Origin of the sequence: Bacillus cereus group sp. BfR-BA-01316, assembly GCF_022664195.1 — a bacterium.
In the GTDB taxonomy this organism is placed as follows: domain Bacteria; phylum Bacillota; class Bacilli; order Bacillales; family Bacillaceae_G; genus Bacillus_A.
Map to the genome: position 1 here is coordinate 56,255 of NZ_JAKUGX010000011.1, position 17,203 is coordinate 73,457.

Consider the following 17,203-nt stretch of genomic DNA (forward strand, 5'->3'; position numbering starts at 1 on the left):
GTAACTGTATGCTGTTGAAATACGGTAAACACATTAACTATTTAGCTACAATTTTTATTTCTATTGCATTCATCGGCTTCATATTATCTACAACTTTACTCAGTCATTATTCAACTCCTAATACATTCACACTACTTAAAACATCATTTTGGACTGCTGTTTTCCTTACAATTATCGGTTTTGGCCGTGAGAGAAGCTCACTTGCAGTTATGCTAATTGGAATTTGCACTTTAGCATTAATCGGATTGTATATTTTCGCCATTATAGATTACTCCGTTAATCCACGCCCATAGAAAAGAGCTATCTTTTCACAAGATAGCTCTTTTTTCATTTCACTATATTTCTTAGCGTACCAATTCCCTCTACTGTAACAACAACTTCATCACCAGCATGCAAAAACTTCGGTGGTGTAAAACCTTTACCAACACCAGCTGGTGTCCCTGTTGCAATGATATCTCCTGGTTCTAATGTCATGCCTTTACTTATAGTTGAAATAATTTCTTCTACTGAAAAAATCATTTCTCTCGTATTTGAAGTTTGCCTTACTTCTCCATTTACCACTGTTTCAATGTGTAATGCATTCGGCGTTCTAACCATCGATTTATGAATTAAATACGGTCCCATCGGACAAAATGTATCGAAACTTTTCCCTAGGAAAAATTGTTTATGTTTCCTTTGAATATCCCGAGCAGTTACATCATTTATAACTGTATATCCAAAAACATGATCAAGAGCTTTTTCTATTTTTATTTGTTTCCCTCGCTTACCAATAACGATTGCTAGTTCACCTTCGTAATCAAGTTCATTCGTTGCGTGAGGGTGACCATTAATTTGCTCATCAATTCCGATCACTGTTGTTGGCGCCTTTGTAAAAATCATTATATTTTCAGGGATAGACTCTACTCCGCCCATTTCTAACGCATGCTCACGATAGTTTTTTCCCACACAAAGAATATTTTTTCTCGGCCTCGGAATCGGTGCTAATATTTTCACTTCTGTTAATGGATAATATGCCGTTTCCCCGTTTTCCTTCGCCCAATTTACAATATCACACACTTTCGCGAGGCATTCACTTCCTCTTTCAATACACTCTAACATTGTAATTGGGATTGTAACCTTTTCACCTTTTTGTCTTTGCGCTTCTCTTAAATGTAGTACCTTTTCTTCCTCTTCATCAACAATACCAACAAATACCTTCTCTTCTTTCTTCGCCGTTACAAAACGCAATATTTCCACTCTCCATCCTAAAACTCATACCCTTTAATTGTATTCGCATCCTTCAGAAAAAAACCTTCTCCCGCACGCTAATTTTTACAATATTCCTCCCTCCTTATATTCGTTCCTCATTCGTTATTTGACATAAAATGTAGAAATTATACTTTTTTTAGCGAAGATGTTTCTTTTTTATGGAATTTTTGTATAATATGTACTACATATATACATAAAATTTATTGAGAGATGGAGCCGATTTCAATGTTTGAGCAAGCTATCGAAAAAAAACGCGAAAAAATGATCTATTTTGCTGAACGCTACGGAATGACTTCTCAAAAAACAGTGGATTGTAGCCAGGAATTGGACAGGCTCTTAAATGTTGTTTGGCCTATACACTCAGATTGCACACACACTCAAATGTTCGAAACACATACGCAATAACGTATGTGTTTCTTTTATTTCAAAAAAATACACATTTTATTGAAAACGCCCATACAATAGTAGAAAAGAAAATTTTAAAAACGAAAGGTGTTTTGTATGCCAGCTATGGTCGGACATATTCGTATCGTTAATATTGGATCGAGTGGTATTTTTCATATTGGAGATGTATTTGCGATTAGGCCTATTAGTTATTCACGCGCTTTTGCCGGAGCCGGTTCATTTAATGTTGGGGATAACATCTCTGTCTACAATTATCAAAGCTCAACGACTGTCAATGATTCAGATGTAATTGATCAAGCAATAATCGGTTCGAACTAAAGGAGGCGATTGCATTGAATTTTTATGTGAACCAAAGTATCATCATTAACAGCATTAAAATCGATAGCATTACGACCTCTTCCGTTTTTCAAATTGGAACTGCAGGTAGTATTAAGGCTCTTTCTAAATTCTCAAATTCTGGCGGATTTACAGAACCTCTTCGCCCTTTACATGCGAAAGGACAAATTATTTCTATTAAACCTTCAACTAGTTCTTCTTAGACCATCCTTATCATAAATATATAGCATTAATGTACCCTCCCTATTGAAAAGGAGGTTTCACAAAATGAATCAAGATATATACACTTACCTACACCAACTTCAGCAAGCTCTCCAAATACAGCAGCAAACTATTCTAAATCTTGAAGAACAAGTTCGCCTACTACAAGAAGAGCTTAATGAGTTAAAAAGTCGTCCCTCCTCTTCTATAGGAAAAGTGGAATATAAATTTGATCAATTAAAAGTAGAAAATTTAAATGGCACTTTAAATATTGGCTTGAATCCATTTTCATCAAAGGGGCAGCAAATTGAAGATTTTCAAGTGGATACAGAAACATTAAAAGTAAATCCTGAAACAGAAACAAATCCAGACTTTTATCAAGGTATCCTTCAAGAAATGCATCGCTATTTAGATGAAGAAGCATATAGTCGAATTCTTCATTTTGAACAAGAAGAGAGGACGCCGCTTGATGAGATGTATCGACAAATGATGGTGGATGACATAAAAAAACAGATGGAACATAGACTTCCGTATTATTTATCACAAGTTCAATCGTATGAGGGTATTTCCACAGATCCCGATTATTTACGAGACGTCATTATTCAAGCAATGAAACAAGACATTGACAAAGCCTTTCTTTCCTTTATTCAACACATACCAGGCAATTTCCGAAAGGAGTAAGTATGTATGAATTTAAATGTTGTGAACCGCGAGTTAAAAGTAGGGCAGATTAAAATGAACGGGGTTTCTTCTTCCGCATTATTTTTAATTGGAGATGCTAACCTTCTCATCCTTTCTTCTATTCTTGATACGCCATTCGAATCCGTTACAGAGGGGCCATTTGTACCATTAGTAACAGCTGTCCCTACGACTCCAGGTTGAGGAGACTCAAAATTATGTTACATCATGTTTCAGTTGTCCAAAATGTTTCTATTATTTCTTTGGGGATTGCTGCAGTATTTCAAGTTGGTGATGCAAATCAAATGGAATTAAAAAGCAGGGCGCTTTTGGTTCATCGGGAAATTCCTTGTTATTTAAAAGGAGAAGGTCGCTTAGATGCTTTTGAAATTTTCACAGATGAACACATTACTATTCCAAAGCGAACCACAGATGTAAAAGTAAATATTATAAATGAGTGTCCTTTTATTGAAGTAAACAACGTCGAAGTGCGGACACTTTTAAGTTCTGGTTGCTTTCAAATTGGAAATATTGATTATGCTTTTAATAACTCTCGTATTATGCAAATCCGCCAATTTATTACTGATGAACCTTCCTCTAAATAATTCATATAGTAATTAAAAAGCTTAGTAAAGTAGGTGGATGGTATGCCTTCGGTTGTAGGAAATCTTGTCGTTCAAAACAGTAACGGCTCTTTCAACTTAGGAGATTTTTATAACGTGTCTCCGAAAGAAAATACGAAAGCTTATAACGGATCTGGGGCTTCCAATGTCGGATTTGTCGTCAACACTTTTAGCGGCGTTAGCGCAACAAATACATTCGATTCGGACGTTGCAGACCAAGACCAGATTGGAACAGCGTAAAAAAACAGCCTTAGCTCTATACAATATAGAGCTAAGGCTGTTGCTATAAAAAGAGTTTCAATCCTTCTTGAATCCACACCCTGATAATAAGCTGTTTTTAACATCTTACATATTTACGTTTGAACCCGAGTCTTCCTCTATCAAGTTCTTTATGAATACTTTCGTAAGCATTTAGAAAACTGCTTTTTTTCTTGTCTCGTTTTAGTTCTACTATGCCTACTTCCTTTGCGGTTTCAACTGCCTTTTCATGTAGCGGCACATATGAAATCCCCACAGTGTTTAGAAAATTATTCATAGCGGATTTCGTTCGTTCTGGCGAATCGTGAATTGTATTTTTCACAACTTCTAGCATATTGGCAATCTTACTTTCGGAAAATTCATTGTCTTTTCGATTCCCTAAAAGCCAGCAGTAGCAACTCCAGCCCGCTGACATTCTTAGTTCGTCACCACTTTCAATCCATTTATCAGCAACGCCTTGTGCAAAATCTGATTCTGATAAAGTTACTGCCACCACATAATCGGACAGCATATAAAAGTACGCCCCATCCATCCAACGATTAAAATCCGATTCATTCATAGTTTTTGGGTCTGCAATAATGCCTGCAAAGTACATTGCATCGTAGTTACCTGTGGCATACAGCTCTTCAGCTAAACTTTGATTTATTTTTATTTTCTTTGCGATTGGTTTCATAGCACCTGTAGCTACGCCAAAAAGTGGATCCTTTGCACCATTAGATATGTATATTTTTTTAGTTCGTTCCTTACCGAGAGTTTCCAGCTCTTGCATTACTGTTTCAAAATCCATAGTGTTGCACTTCCTTCCTTAATATTATAATCAATTCGCTTATATTCTTTATCAAGTTCTCTACACTTCATAAATCCATCTTTTAAATCGTTTCGTCCATCGATTTACGATTTTCAAAATGAGATTTCGTTATACGCCTTTATCGAGCTGATTAATACCGATTATATAAACTAATCATTAGTGAAGATACTACTCCCCACTAATGATTAGTTTTTCTTTATTTAAATGATAATCCCTTATCTTCTAAAGCCGTTCTCAATTTAGGTAAAGATGCCGGTCCTATACCGTGCAGTTTCAAAATTTCTTTTTCACTATACTTTGAAAGTTCTTCTAAAGTATGAATTCCATAATGTTCTAACGCTCGCCTTGCTGGTGCTGAAAGAAGAGAAAGAAAGCCTTCTTTTGGCTTTCTCTCTTTCTCACAGGTTGGGCAAGTTGGACAATCGCTACTTTTGTAGTACTCGTGTCCTTGATCACAAGTTCTTAACGTCGCCATAATCCATAACCCCTCTCTAAGCTCTATTCCTCAATATTTACAACATGATTCCCATCAAAGAAATATAAACATTTCTCTTTCACAGGATGTTTTAAGCTTTTCTCGAGTGCTTTTGCATATAGTGAAAGCTGTACTTTGTATCGGTCTTCTAAAGTTGGTTTCGCTTGATCAAATCCGCCTGGGAACTTCCCTTCAATCGTATCTGTTTTAAAGTCGATTAAAGTAATTCCGTCTTCCTCTTCGATCATGCAGTCGATAACCCCTTGGACAAGTATTGTTTCGTCGCTCTTACCTTGCCAATCTTGATACGCCTCTTCTGCTGAAAGCATCATCGTAAATGGCACTTCGCGCTCAACACTTTTCGCTGCTAATACCCTTTTACCTAAGTCACTGTCAAAGAATGAAATTACTTTTTCAATCGCTATTTCTTCAGCTTGTTCAAATGTTAATAGCTCTTTATTTACCATTCTTGCAATTTGTTCTTGAAGAACTTCAATCGTAATTGGTTTCTTCAAATCTACATGCTGCATAACGGCATGGACTGCTGTCCCTCGCTCTGCGTATGTTAGCCCTTTTTTCTCCATAAAGCGCGGACGTGTTTTAATTGGTGCACGAAGTTTTTTAATAAAGGCGTTATCGCTACCTTCTTCAGATTGATAATTTCTCTTTATTTCTGTAACAGATTGTTTCGCACGGTGAGATGTTGCGTCCTCATACCCGTATTCCCACATTAATCTGTCGTACACTTCTTCTTTCCGTTCACTTTCTAACGGAACAGCCTTTTTATCGCGAAGCGCTTCTAATAACTCTTGTTTCTCTTCTTGAACCGGTTCTGGTGCAAGTAGATCTTTTCCTTCAACAACTTCTACTTTCCAGCTAGCACTATATTCATAAATTTCGCCTGGAATATTTCCTTGTCCTAATTCAAGAAGCATTTCACTATCACGGTGTCTATATAATGAAGGTGCAATCCAGTCTAAGTAGCAAGACGCTCCGGCACGAATATGGTCTGGTAATAACCATTCACTATGCTCTCTTGCATCGAGCCATTTTTCCATTTCTTTATTTGCATCTTTAACCGTTCCAATTAAAATTAACTTCTCTTTTGCACGCGTTAAAGCTACGTATAGTACGCGCATTTCCTCCGCAATTAATTCCATCTTCATTTTACGCTTAATCGCTAGTTGCGATAATGTCGTATATTTAATTCGTTTACGAGGATCGATAAATTGTGAACCGAAACCGAAATCTTTATGCAGCAAGAAACGCTTCATTAAATCTTGTGTATTAAAACGGCGACCAAGTCCAGCTACAAATACGACTGGGAACTCTAGCCCTTTACTTTTATGAATCGTCATAATGCGAACAACATCTTCTTGTTCTCCAAGAGCTCTCGCCGTTCCCATATCATCTCCGCGTTCTAAAATACGCTCAATAAAGCGTAAGAAGCGGAATAATCCTCTAAACGATGTTGCTTCATATTGTCTTGCGCGGTCATATAGTACGCGTAAGTTTGCCTGCCTTTGCTTTCCGGCTGGTAAACCGCCGACAAAGTCGTAATAGCCTGTCTCACCGTACACTTTCCAAATTAAATCAGAAAGTGATTGTTGACGCGCAAATTCACGCCACCCTTGCAGTAAGTTATAAAACCACTCTAATTTATCATGCAGTTCTTGTTCTTCTTCAAGCGGCGCTCCTTTTAAGAATGAGCTCATTACTTCATAAAACGAGCCTTTCTTTCCGTGAGCACGAAGTGTCGCAAGTTCTTCATCATTTAGTCCAACGATCGGTGAACGAAGTACAGCTGCAAGCGGAATATCTTGCACCGGATTATCAATAACGCGGAATACGTTCATCATAATATTTACTTCTGTCGCTTCAAAGTAACCAGTCGCAAGGTCAGCATATACCGGAATTCCTTGTAATTTTAACTCTTCCATAATTTGCGGCGCCCACGGCATGGAGCGAAGTAAAATAACGAAATCACGGTATTGTACTTGGCGCATACTATCAGTTTTACGATTATACACTTCATAACCTGAATCGACCATTGCTTTAATACGCTGCGCCATAAGACGAGCTTCAAGCTGCGCTTTTTCTACTTCTGCACCTTCTTCACCATCTATTACTTCTTCTTCCGTTTGCTGAATGCATAATAGTTCAGCCGCTACATCTTCACCTTCTGGATAGCTAGCACCTAGCTTTAATTCAGCGTCAGCGTCGTAATCGATTTCCCCAACTTCTTCGCCCATAATTTGTTTGAAAATAAAGTTCGTACCTGCTAGCACTTCATGACGGCTACGGAAGTTTTTCGCTAAGTCAATCTTCATTCCGCCGTCTAATCCTTCTTGTGTGAAACGTTTATATTTTCCTAAGAATAAACCAGGCTCTGCTAGTCGGAAACGATAGATTGACTGTTTTACGTCACCAACCATGAACAAGTTTCCCTCACTCTCAGAATCTTTCGTTACGAATTTAATAATTGATTCCTGTACGAAGTTCGTATCTTGATATTCATCGACTAGTACTTCAGCAAATTTATTACGATATTGAAGTGCTACTGCTGACGGCTTCATTTCACCGTCTTCACTTTGCTCACTTAAAATTTGCAAGCAGAAATGCTCTAAATCTGTGAAATCGACCATTCCTTTATCTCGCTTAATGGCTTGGAAACGATCTGTAAATACTTTTACAAGCTTCACGAGTTTTTCTAATACAGGATGCATATCTTGAAAATCTCGTAAGAAACTTTCAGGTCTGCGGCTAAATAGCTCTTCTTGTAATTTCTTTACTTCATCTTTCGCTTTATTACGAAGAGAATCCACCTGTTTTACAACATCTTCGTTATAATCACTTTTTTTAATACGCTTTAGCGTTTGCCACGATACATTTTGCATCGCTTCATAAACGCTTGTCCACGATCCACGAGCTGCTGAGGATAACGTTCCAAGTAAAGCTAAATCCGCTTGTAAAGTTTCAACGCGAGGCGCTGGACCATCAGGAAGCATTGCGAGTTCAGTCGCTTTACGAATATGCTCTTCCGCTGTTTCAAGCTGAAATTTCACATCTTCTAATAAGTAAGAAGCATACACTAAATCTTCAATCGTCTTTCCTTCAACGTCGTATGCTTCTACTAATTTATCAAGCCACTTCTCCGGATTTGGATGCGCTCTTGATTCTGTATGAAGCGCTAAAATCATTCGTTGTAAGTCATCGTCACTACGGTCACTCGTATAACGATCAACTAATTCAAAGAAAATACTATTATCTTCGATTCCATACTCTTCTTCTAATATGTCATCTAGCACTTCTTCTTTTAATAACTCATTTTCTGTTTGGTTCGCAATACGAAAACGAGGATCGACATCAAGCATGTAATAATACCCTCTAATAACTTGTAAACAAAATGAATGAATTGTAGAAATGGAAGCTTTATTTAATAAGCTAAGCTGTTTTCTTATATGCTGTGAACCTGGCCCATCAATTAATACTTTTTCTAACGCTTCCCCAATTCGATTTTTCATTTCTTGCGCCGCTGCATTCGTAAATGTTACAACGAGCAGGCGGTCGACATCGACTGGATTTTCCTCACTTATAATCTTTTTAATAATACGTTCAACTAATACTGCTGTTTTCCCTGATCCAGCTGCTGCTGCGACTAAAATATCACGTCCGTTCGCTACAACCGCTTTCCACTGGTCATCTGTCCATTGACTACCTTCTGGTTTCTGAGGCCAATTTTCTATCATTCTCCGCCAACCTCCTCTCTAATTTTCTCCATTGCTTCGCTATCTTTCATATCTTTTAACGTACGGAATTGGTTATCTTCAAGTGATTCATCAAACTGACAAACTGATTTAAAGTTACAGAACGTACATGCCGCTTTATTCCCCTTTTTGTAAGGAGCAATATCGATAACACCTTCTGTAATATCTTTTCCGATATTTTCAAACGAGTGGTGTACATATTTTTGAAGTACGTTAAACTCTTGTTCACTTGCAATGCTAGAACGCGCACTGAAACTACCATCTTTTTTCAGACCAGCAGAAATAATATCAGAGCTTCCTGTTGAAAGTTTATTATCCATTAAACGCACAACGTCAGCATCTCCTAGTACGAGCCCTTTCATTTTAAATTTCTTTAAAATTTCTTTCTCAATTTCTTCTTCAGATGCATCGCCTTTCATCTCAACAATCGGGTTATGAATATGGAAATACAATACACCCGCCGGTGATGCAGTACTGCCCTTTTTCATCCACGTATGTGCATTTGAAGTAACAACATCTAAATACGTTAACATTTGAAGTGCGAGTCCGTAATACACTTCTGTTAAATCTAACGCTTTCGAACTTGATTTATAATCAATAATACGAAGGAACGTACCACTCTCATCTTCCGCCTTATCAACACGGTCAATACGGCCAATTACTTCCATCTTCACACCATTTGGCAACGCAAATTCCATTGGCGGAAGCGATCCAGTCCCGCCCATACCGAACGGTACTTCTAAATCAACTGGTACAAAGCCACTCGACTTCGCATGTTCACGAAGAATAAGTGACGTACGAAAAATGATTTGTTGTAGTTTTTGTTTTAAATAGAAATGACGGTTCGAACTTAATAAAATTTGTCTTTGTAATAACGGTGCAATTTCTTCTATTACTAAAGCAGAAAGGTGCTCACACTCTTTTATTGATAAATCCGCCCAAGTACGATTTTCACGTAATAGCTTGTCTGCAATTCTCTTCAGCGCTGCATGGAATAACTCACCGATATCTGGCGCATCAAGTTTGAAAATATCACGCTCTCTTAGCGATAAACCGTGCTGAGCAAAATGAGCGTACGCACAGCGATTAAATAGTTCCATACGAGAAACGCTTCCCTTAATTGTATCTCCATATAAATCCCTACTTACATCTGTACTTAGTTTCTGTGCACGATTTCGGTAGAATAAACTCGATAACACACGGCTACTTTTTTGCTTCCATTCATCTGAAGTAACGTAGAAGTTATATACGTCCCACCAAAAGTCTAAATTGCCTTCAAATCCGTATCGCTTCCACGTCTGCAGTTGCTGCATTACGTACGACAAAGTTACTTCTGGCGTTGCTACATATGAGATTTGTTCCGAACGTGATAAGTCATTTACGTCATTTGTAATAAACGATTCTTTCACATCAGGGAACATTCTTTTTATTTTCTTAATAAAACTAGAAGCAAGTAACGTCTTTCCTTCTTCATCCGCAAGCGGACAGGAAATGTATAACTTCTCAGATGCTCTCGTCACCATTTGATACATAACGAACTGTTCTTCTAATAAAGTTTGTCTCGTCGTTGGCGCTAATTCTATCCCTGCAGCGGTGAGGACATTTCTTTCCTCATCAGAAAGCATACCTTCATCCATAGGCGCTGCTGGAATCACTCCTTCATTTACTCCAATAATGAACGTCGCTTTAACATCTGACAATCTAGAATGATCAATATTAGCAACTAACACTTGATCTAGTGACGGCGGAATGTTCGCAAATTGAAGTGCCTCAAGACCTGTCGTCATTACATCAGTATACATAGACAGGGACATCTTCTCTTCGCCAAGCATCTCAACGAACGTATCAAGAAGGCTCATCACTTCTTCCCATACTTGCTCATGGTCTGTCGCAAATAAGAAATCTCCACTTTCTTCTGCACGAATACGTAATGCTTCTAGTTTTTTTGGAACGTCAAGCTCCTCTAAAAATAAATATACCGCTTCGCACATTTGCATAACTGTTCCAGCACGCTTCAGTCTTTTCTGCATACGAATAACTGGCGTTCTTACAACGTCGCGAAGTCGATTTATTTTCTCTTCCATTTCACGCTCACTGTCTGTTATCATTTCGCTCGCATCATCAAGAGAACGATAACGACGATACATCCACGGATCTTCAGAAGTCCATCTCTTCCCTTGTACACCATACGCTAAACAGTAGTTTTCGAACTCATCCATCTCTTCGCGCATCGCTTCTTTTCTTACGTCTAGTGGATATAAAAGTTCTGTTTTCACACAGCGGAACACTGCATCATAACGCCAATTCCCACTAATAATCTCTAAAGCCGAACGAATACATTCTACTAGCGGATGATGTGACATCGGGCGTTTTTCATCGATGAAATGCGGGATATTATAATCCGTAAATAACGTTCGCATTACATCATAATAACTTTCTCCGTTACGAAGAAGTACTGCTATATCTCGGTAACGATAGTCTTCAGCCGCAACAAGTCTTCGAATTTCACGAGCAACACCTTCTACTTCAGCTCGTAAATTAGCTGCTGTACTAATTGTCACACTCGCTTCACCGTGAAACTTTTCATTTGGACGCGCTTCGTAATGCATTTCTAAATGCGCTAATGCTTGCGAATGAAAACGCGGCTGTCCCATAAGTGGAATTGTTTTTTCAACTTCTATTTTCTCTTCACGCGCTACTTGTTTTATTCTTTCATACGTTAACGTCGTTTCATAAAATAAATCTAGTTCATTCACTGGCTGTGCTAACGTTTTTTCATCTATCATTAATGTTATTGTTACTCTAGTTCCTAATCTCATTAGCCCTCTTACAATTTCTAGCTCTTGAGGAGAAAATGAATGGAATCCATCTATATAAATTTCCGCGCCTTTTACATACTCAGAGTCTGAAAGCTTCTCAATTAATAATTGTAAGTAGTCTTCTGAATCTAAATATTTTCCGATTAAAGCACGTTCAAAATCATCATATAATAACTGTAAATCATACACTTTATTCGCTAGTAGCTTTTGCTCTGCACTACTGCTATGCGTGTCTAATTGTTGCCACATTTCATATACGTTAGACGGCGTCACATTGTAACGTTTAAACTCCGCAATCATACTACCAAGATGTTCAAAGAAGCCGTTTTGCTCCGCTGCTTTTTGAAACACAGATAGTCCATCTTTACGAGATTCTACAATTTTACGAAGCAACATATGTACACCAGCTTCATCAATATGAAGACGACTCGCTCCGCCAACTTCTTGTAGCACCTTCCACGCTAATCGCGAAAAACTAAAAACTTGTGCCCGAATAGAACCTCTTACATCTTCACTCCCAATTAACGCCTGCTGCGTTTGGAATGTCATCTGTTCTGGCACAAGATATAATATTGTTTTCCCTCTTGGGCGCTGCTTTAACTCTTCTTGCACTTCGTGTAAACAAAGTGTACTTTTTCCACTTCCAGCTCTACCAATCACAAATCGAAGTGACATGTAACCCCACCTTTCACTTACATAACGAACGTTAGTTTGCTACTGTAATTGTATTATAGGACGATTAAAAAGACAAACTTGTATAATGACGGTATCCTACATCAAAGCCGAATATTTCAAGTTTTTATTTTAGTCACATCTAAACATAAAAATACAACCACTAACATACTTAATTACATAGAAAAAGCTGCTCACATAAGCAGCTTTTTCTATGTAATATTTCTTACTCCACTTTAGACAATATATTTTGTTGAAAAGCTCTTTCTTCCTCATCTTTATATCCACCTGATACAACTTCTTGAATATCGTCATGGTTAAATAAATAAGTAAAATCAGGGCTAATATAGCCCTCTGGGTAAAAACATCCCATATAGTCAAATTTTTTCACCTTATCTGTTTCTACTTGCTGTTTACGTCCATAAATCATGAGTTTTTTTGTTCCTTCTTTTAAGATTACAATAGAGCCTATAGGTAGAAGATGTGAATTCATTTCCTTCTTCTTTCCTTTCTTGTAAGATTAGATTTTTGTTGAGCCTGTGTCATTTTTGAATGTCCTGTAATAATAAAGTGTTTTTTAAAATCAAAATAAAAGTACACATGGACACTCGCAAACAAGAAAATAACCGAGAAAAATGACAGTAAGATAATTAGCAAAATCGCTAGAGAATCTTGACTTAAAATTCCTATACTGATTTGACCAACAATGTAGCCTACACCTGAAAAAACACCGATTTTTGAAAATTTCACCTTCTGATCATTTATACCCATTAAGCGAGCTGTAAAATATTTAATCCACAATTGTCCGGATTTATAAACAACTAGACAGTATACTATAAATGATAAAATGAAAAATAAAGGTGATTCTAATCCTACTAACTCGTAAGCTATTTTTTGAACACCTATAAAACTACAAAATGAAATACTAGTTCCAACAAATCCAGAATATAGTAAATGTTGCAATTGAGGCTGCCTAGGTTTGTTAATAAAAATCCAAATCCCCCACAAATTACATACTACAAAAAATGGAAGCGCCAAGTAAAAATACACATTGTATATTGGTGGAAATATAAAAATTACAATTAATAACAAAAAATTCATAATAAACCATACAAAGGCTCCGACAATATTTCTTATATCAAATGGTAGTAATATTCGTATGCCATCATCTATGTTTTTAAAGTTATATTTATCCATTATGCACCTCATAGAAAATTAAAAAATTTTATCTAAAGCAGAGCCTATTCCAGATTTAATTCGGTCTTTTATAGAATCTTTTTCACCATCATTATTCCAATCCCCTTTATCGAACTTAATTCCATCCGTTATTATACTAGATACTACAGAAGCAGTAAAACCAACACCAGCCCCAATCACAGTTCCAATTGGTCCTCCAATTGCTGTACCGACTGCAGCACCAGCCCAAGTACTAGCAGCAGTAGAACCTACTCCAACCGCTATATCACCAACAATGTCTCCTGCAATTTTGCTACTACTTGCATTACTTTCCAAATTTTCTTTTGTATCTTTAAAAATATCTAAACCGGTACTTATATATCCTAATGCATTATTTTTTAACGATAATGATTCTTTTAACAATGCACCTGGTTTTAACAGATAACGTTGTACTTCGTCAATTTTTTTAGCTTCACCTAATGGAAGCTTTGTTCTTCTAATAACATTATTACCATCTTTGTCTTTAATAAGTGTACGGTTTTCAAATCGTACCATAGGTTTCCCCTGATTATTTGTATATGGGGAAGCCCGAAAACCCTGGTTGTGCCTTTGAGCAATTTGGTATGCCTCTTGACCATCTTTAAAGGTCCCAAATGCTGTTAACCCGGCTCCCATAGGATTTTCTTTCCATTCATCAACACCTCCCCCAAAAGGACTTAATAAGTCAACACTATCTATTTTCCAATCTCCTAATGAAACTTCTTGCTGATCAGTTTTCTCAAAACGATCAGCAATATTTCTTAATGATTTACTATGATCTTTTAAATCATTCGTTATGACCTCTAACATTGAGCCTGCATATAAAGCCTGATTCAATACAGCATCTCTTCCAGATACTTGAAAGGGTAGATCCATTAATTGTTGACTCAAACGTTTATGCTTTTCAAATAATTCATGAGCTGTACGATCTATATTGGAAGCCAAATCTCTTAAAAGAGCAGGAGTAACTTTAATTTCCGTACTCATTTTGATTCACCACCTATTGATTTAAGGTACAGAACCATTTTTTTTATTTCTTCAATAATTGCAAAGATATCTAGACAAATAATATCCGTTTGCTTTTGTCCACTGTCTAGTATTTTTTGGATAAGCCAATATTGGTTTTGACTATACACAAACTGAATACTGTCCGTATACCATGAATCCTTTATATAATAATGAGCCTTAACTGTATTTAATTCTTCACGGTCACATATAATATTCGCTAATTCTTTAGCATCATCATCATCCAAATAATATCCCAATAATTCCGATAAATTATTTTTTGATTGATTTAAAAGATCTTTTTCATAGACGGAACAAGGAAGTTTAAATGTATAATTCGAACGCGAAAAAGTATTTTTGGACTGCAATGCTTGATATATAAATTGCCATGCTACCTCAGGTATTCCACACTCTCTAAATCTACATTGTTTTTCACCATTAACATCTGTTATTGTGTTATGTATAACTTTTTTATCAGTAAAATAAAAGACGTTCTTTTCTGTGGTGTTGTTTTTGTTTATCTGTACTTCAATAACAAAACCTGTAGTTAGACAAATACTAAAATATTCTACAAGTTGTTGATCACAAAATATTTCATCTTCTTTTATTATGAGTAACTCTTTTTCCCTCCAGTGGTCATACATTATATCTAATTCTTTACCTATTTCTTCGTCTAACCAATTTTCAAATGGATTCTCAATTCCAATCATTGTTTCATGATCAAATATACCAGTTAATACATATACTTCTTTGCTCGATAACATAAGAGGCTCAATATTCAACCATCCCCACTCCCTAGCTTAATATATAGTCCCTAAGAAGTATAATACAATAAGAAAATAACTGAATCTAGTAATCATGAATTCATAAAAACATCTTGCCCGTTAGTTACAAATTACGATTCCATTGCAAATTCTTTCAAAGTAAGCCTACAATATAGTAAAAGGATTAATCAATAACAACTAGTAGACACGGTCAAAGAAGTAAAAATTAAGTATTAAAAAATTTAGAAGTTATTATTGCCCATTACATATTTATATCTAACCATATAAAAGTTATTTTTATAACTGGTCGTGATACAAGCTAAACATTCTCATTGCCAATAGATTAAAAAACTGTAAAATAAAAAAAGACAAACATAATTGTTTGTCTTCTTCATACTTCAAATGATTATATCAACCTTTTGAAAAATTCGTTTGCACCTCTTGAATCGGCCAATATCGTAAATCAACTTTACCGACAACTGTATCAGCTTTTACAAAACCGAAGTACCTACTATCCCAGCTACCAAGGCGGTTGTCACCAACTACAAAAATAGAACCAGGTGGTACAAACTTTTCATTCGTTAATTCTTCTAATTTAAAATCACCTGTTAATTGCCGTCCATTTATCTCTTTCTTATACGCCTCTAAATAAGGTTCCTCCACGAATTGTCCGTTTATATATAGTTTATCATGCTTATATTCGATATGATCCCCAGGTAAACCGATAATTCGCTTTACATAGTCCTCTTTTTTATTCGCATGAAAAACGACGACATCAAATCGATTCAAGTCCCCTACTCGATAACTCACCTTATTCACAACGAGCATATTTCCATCTTGCAATGTCGGCATCATTGACTTCCCCTCTACAACGTACGTTGAAAAGAAAAACGTTCGAAAAAATACAGCTAATAGTACACCAATTAAAATTGTTCTTATCCACTCTAGCCCTTCTTTTTTCAAAGTTTTCTTCATTCGCTTCTCCCCTCGCCCTTTAATAATGAAGCTTATCTTTTCAAAGAAGACTTTTCCTAATGCAGTTCTAACTTTACTTCAATTTTTTTACCGACATACCATAAAATAAAAATAACAACGCCAACAATAACCGATTTCACCGGCTTATGAATAAATGACACTAAATCATGACCGATATAAGTTAAAATAAAGATCATAACAAGCTTTCCGAATGCTAACGCTAGTCCAAACTGTTTTACGCTAATGCGAGACAAACCAGCTACAACATTTATAAGCGCAGACGGTGTGAACGGAAAACAAAATATAACAAAGATTGGCGCAAACCCTTTTCTTTCAATCCATCCCATCGCTTTCCGCACTCTCTCATGCTTATTTACAAAAGAAAAGAAACGACTTCGTCCAAAGCTGCGAATAATGAAAAATACAAGCATTGCACCAATTACTGATCCAAGCCATGAATAAAGAAAACCGAACCAAAAACCAAATGCAACAGCATTTGCCAGCACAAACACAATGAGTGGCAATGCCGGAATAAGCGCCTCTATCATCGGTAAGCCAATACCGAGAAGCGGTCCGAACGCACGATAACTTTCAACAATATGATCCATATTTTCTGGTGAAAAATATTCTTTGATTGTCTGAAAATCCATTCTACACTTTACCCCTTTATCTAATTATTACCTCTACTGTATCATCGCTTAAATGAAAGAGGAAATGGTAGATATGACATATGGAGATGTATTTATTAAAGTTTCCATATCCTTCGTTAGAATTCCTTCATTATCACGCTATGATAATCTTTCAATATTCGACAACGTTTGTTATACGTTTGGTTATTTAAGAAACAATATTTTTTGATGATTTTTTCGGTAAATGAAATTACATCGGTGATTTTTCGAATATATCGACTTTCCGATAAAAACGGACAAATAAAAAGGATGGGGAACTCCCCAT

19 protein-coding genes are annotated in these 17,203 nt (G+C 36.5%); 8 read left to right on the forward strand and 11 right to left on the reverse strand.

Going from position 1 to position 17,203, the window contains the following annotated elements; all coding sequences use genetic code 11:
* Nucleotides 1–8: 8 nt before the first annotated feature.
* Nucleotides 9–293 (forward strand): hypothetical protein, encoded by a 285-nt coding sequence (locus tag MR071_RS11255; RefSeq protein ID WP_242236061.1) that lies wholly within the window; start codon nucleotides 9–11, stop codon nucleotides 291–293.
* Between the two features lie 34 nt (nucleotides 294–327).
* Here MR071_RS11255 and MR071_RS11260 read toward each other — a convergent pair whose 3' ends face one another.
* A complete protein-coding gene (locus MR071_RS11260) occupies nucleotides 328–1,227 on the reverse strand; it encodes a fumarylacetoacetate hydrolase family protein (protein WP_181149422.1) in 900 nt (299 codons plus the stop codon).
* Between the two features lie 246 nt (nucleotides 1,228–1,473).
* Here MR071_RS11260 and MR071_RS11265 point away from each other — a divergent pair, with 246 nt between their 5' ends.
* From MR071_RS11265 to gerPF, 7 genes are all read left to right on the forward strand, one after another.
* Nucleotides 1,474–1,653 carry an aspartyl-phosphate phosphatase Spo0E family protein gene (locus MR071_RS11265; RefSeq protein ID WP_105584284.1) on the forward strand — a complete coding sequence of 60 codons (180 nt, stop codon included), beginning with the start codon at nucleotides 1,474–1,476 and terminating at the stop codon, nucleotides 1,651–1,653.
* A gap of 96 nt (nucleotides 1,654–1,749) precedes the next feature.
* The gene (gene gerPA, locus MR071_RS11270; RefSeq protein ID WP_002149890.1) at nucleotides 1,750–1,971 is read left to right on the forward strand and encodes a spore germination protein GerPA; all 222 of its coding nucleotides are present in this window, start codon (nucleotides 1,750–1,752) and stop codon (nucleotides 1,969–1,971) included.
* Between the two features lie 14 nt (nucleotides 1,972–1,985).
* Nucleotides 1,986–2,192: a spore germination protein GerPB gene (gerPB, locus tag MR071_RS11275; protein ID WP_001012505.1), complete on the forward strand. Its 207-nt coding sequence runs from the start codon at nucleotides 1,986–1,988 to the stop codon at nucleotides 2,190–2,192.
* Nucleotides 2,193–2,256: 64 nt separating this feature from the next.
* The gene (gerPC, locus tag MR071_RS11280) at nucleotides 2,257–2,871 is read left to right on the forward strand and encodes a spore germination protein GerPC (protein WP_105584285.1); all 615 of its coding nucleotides are present in this window, start codon (nucleotides 2,257–2,259) and stop codon (nucleotides 2,869–2,871) included.
* Nucleotides 2,872–2,877: 6 nt separating this feature from the next.
* Nucleotides 2,878–3,072 carry a spore germination protein GerPD gene (gerPD, locus tag MR071_RS11285; protein WP_016104152.1) on the forward strand — a complete coding sequence of 65 codons (195 nt, stop codon included), beginning with the start codon at nucleotides 2,878–2,880 and terminating at the stop codon, nucleotides 3,070–3,072.
* Between the two features lie 14 nt (nucleotides 3,073–3,086).
* Nucleotides 3,087–3,473, forward strand: a complete 387-nt coding sequence (locus MR071_RS11290) for a spore germination protein GerPE (RefSeq protein WP_105584286.1) — start codon at nucleotides 3,087–3,089, stop codon at nucleotides 3,471–3,473.
* A 42-nt stretch (nucleotides 3,474–3,515) separates the two neighbouring features.
* The gene (gerPF, locus tag MR071_RS11295; protein ID WP_001141570.1) at nucleotides 3,516–3,731 is read left to right on the forward strand and encodes a spore germination protein GerPF; all 216 of its coding nucleotides are present in this window, start codon (nucleotides 3,516–3,518) and stop codon (nucleotides 3,729–3,731) included.
* Between the two features lie 97 nt (nucleotides 3,732–3,828).
* Here the strand turns inward: gerPF and MR071_RS11300 are convergent, their stop codons facing one another.
* The 10 genes from MR071_RS11300 to MR071_RS11345 form a co-directional block, all read right to left on the reverse strand.
* A complete protein-coding gene (locus MR071_RS11300) occupies nucleotides 3,829–4,536 on the reverse strand; it encodes a DNA alkylation repair protein (RefSeq protein WP_105584287.1) in 708 nt (235 codons plus the stop codon).
* A 217-nt stretch (nucleotides 4,537–4,753) separates the two neighbouring features.
* The gene (locus MR071_RS11305) at nucleotides 4,754–5,032 is read right to left on the reverse strand and encodes an RNA polymerase alpha subunit C-terminal domain-containing protein (protein ID WP_105584288.1); all 279 of its coding nucleotides are present in this window, start codon (nucleotides 5,030–5,032) and stop codon (nucleotides 4,754–4,756) included.
* A gap of 23 nt (nucleotides 5,033–5,055) precedes the next feature.
* Nucleotides 5,056–8,781 carry a helicase-exonuclease AddAB subunit AddA gene (addA, locus tag MR071_RS11310; protein ID WP_242236063.1) on the reverse strand — a complete coding sequence of 1,242 codons (3,726 nt, stop codon included), beginning with the start codon at nucleotides 8,779–8,781 and terminating at the stop codon, nucleotides 5,056–5,058.
* Nucleotides 8,778–12,293, reverse strand: coding sequence for a helicase-exonuclease AddAB subunit AddB (gene addB, locus MR071_RS11315; RefSeq protein ID WP_242236066.1), 3,516 nt, complete (start codon nucleotides 12,291–12,293; stop codon nucleotides 8,778–8,780). The genes addA and addB overlap by 4 nt, the downstream gene beginning before the upstream one ends.
* Before the next feature lie 223 nt (nucleotides 12,294–12,516).
* Nucleotides 12,517–12,783, reverse strand: coding sequence for a DUF4176 domain-containing protein (locus MR071_RS11320; RefSeq protein WP_002158920.1), 267 nt, complete (start codon nucleotides 12,781–12,783; stop codon nucleotides 12,517–12,519).
* On the reverse strand, nucleotides 12,780–13,487 hold the full coding sequence (locus MR071_RS11325; RefSeq protein WP_242236067.1) for a hypothetical protein: 708 nt from the start codon (nucleotides 13,485–13,487) through the stop codon (nucleotides 12,780–12,782). Before MR071_RS11325 ends, MR071_RS11320 begins: the two co-directional genes overlap by 4 nt.
* 18 nt (nucleotides 13,488–13,505) lie before the next feature.
* The gene (locus MR071_RS11330) at nucleotides 13,506–14,492 is read right to left on the reverse strand and encodes a WXG100 family type VII secretion target (RefSeq protein WP_242236070.1); all 987 of its coding nucleotides are present in this window, start codon (nucleotides 14,490–14,492) and stop codon (nucleotides 13,506–13,508) included.
* Entirely contained in the window at nucleotides 14,489–15,292 is an 804-nt protein-coding gene (locus MR071_RS11335) for a hypothetical protein (RefSeq protein ID WP_242236071.1), read from the reverse strand. The genes MR071_RS11330 and MR071_RS11335 overlap by 4 nt, the downstream gene beginning before the upstream one ends.
* A 393-nt stretch (nucleotides 15,293–15,685) precedes the next feature.
* A complete protein-coding gene (lepB, locus tag MR071_RS11340; RefSeq protein ID WP_242236074.1) occupies nucleotides 15,686–16,249 on the reverse strand; it encodes a signal peptidase I in 564 nt (187 codons plus the stop codon).
* Nucleotides 16,250–16,305: 56 nt separating this feature from the next.
* Entirely contained in the window at nucleotides 16,306–16,899 is a 594-nt protein-coding gene (locus MR071_RS11345; RefSeq protein WP_105584292.1) for a TVP38/TMEM64 family protein, read from the reverse strand.
* Nucleotides 16,900–17,203: the final 304 nt, after the last annotated feature.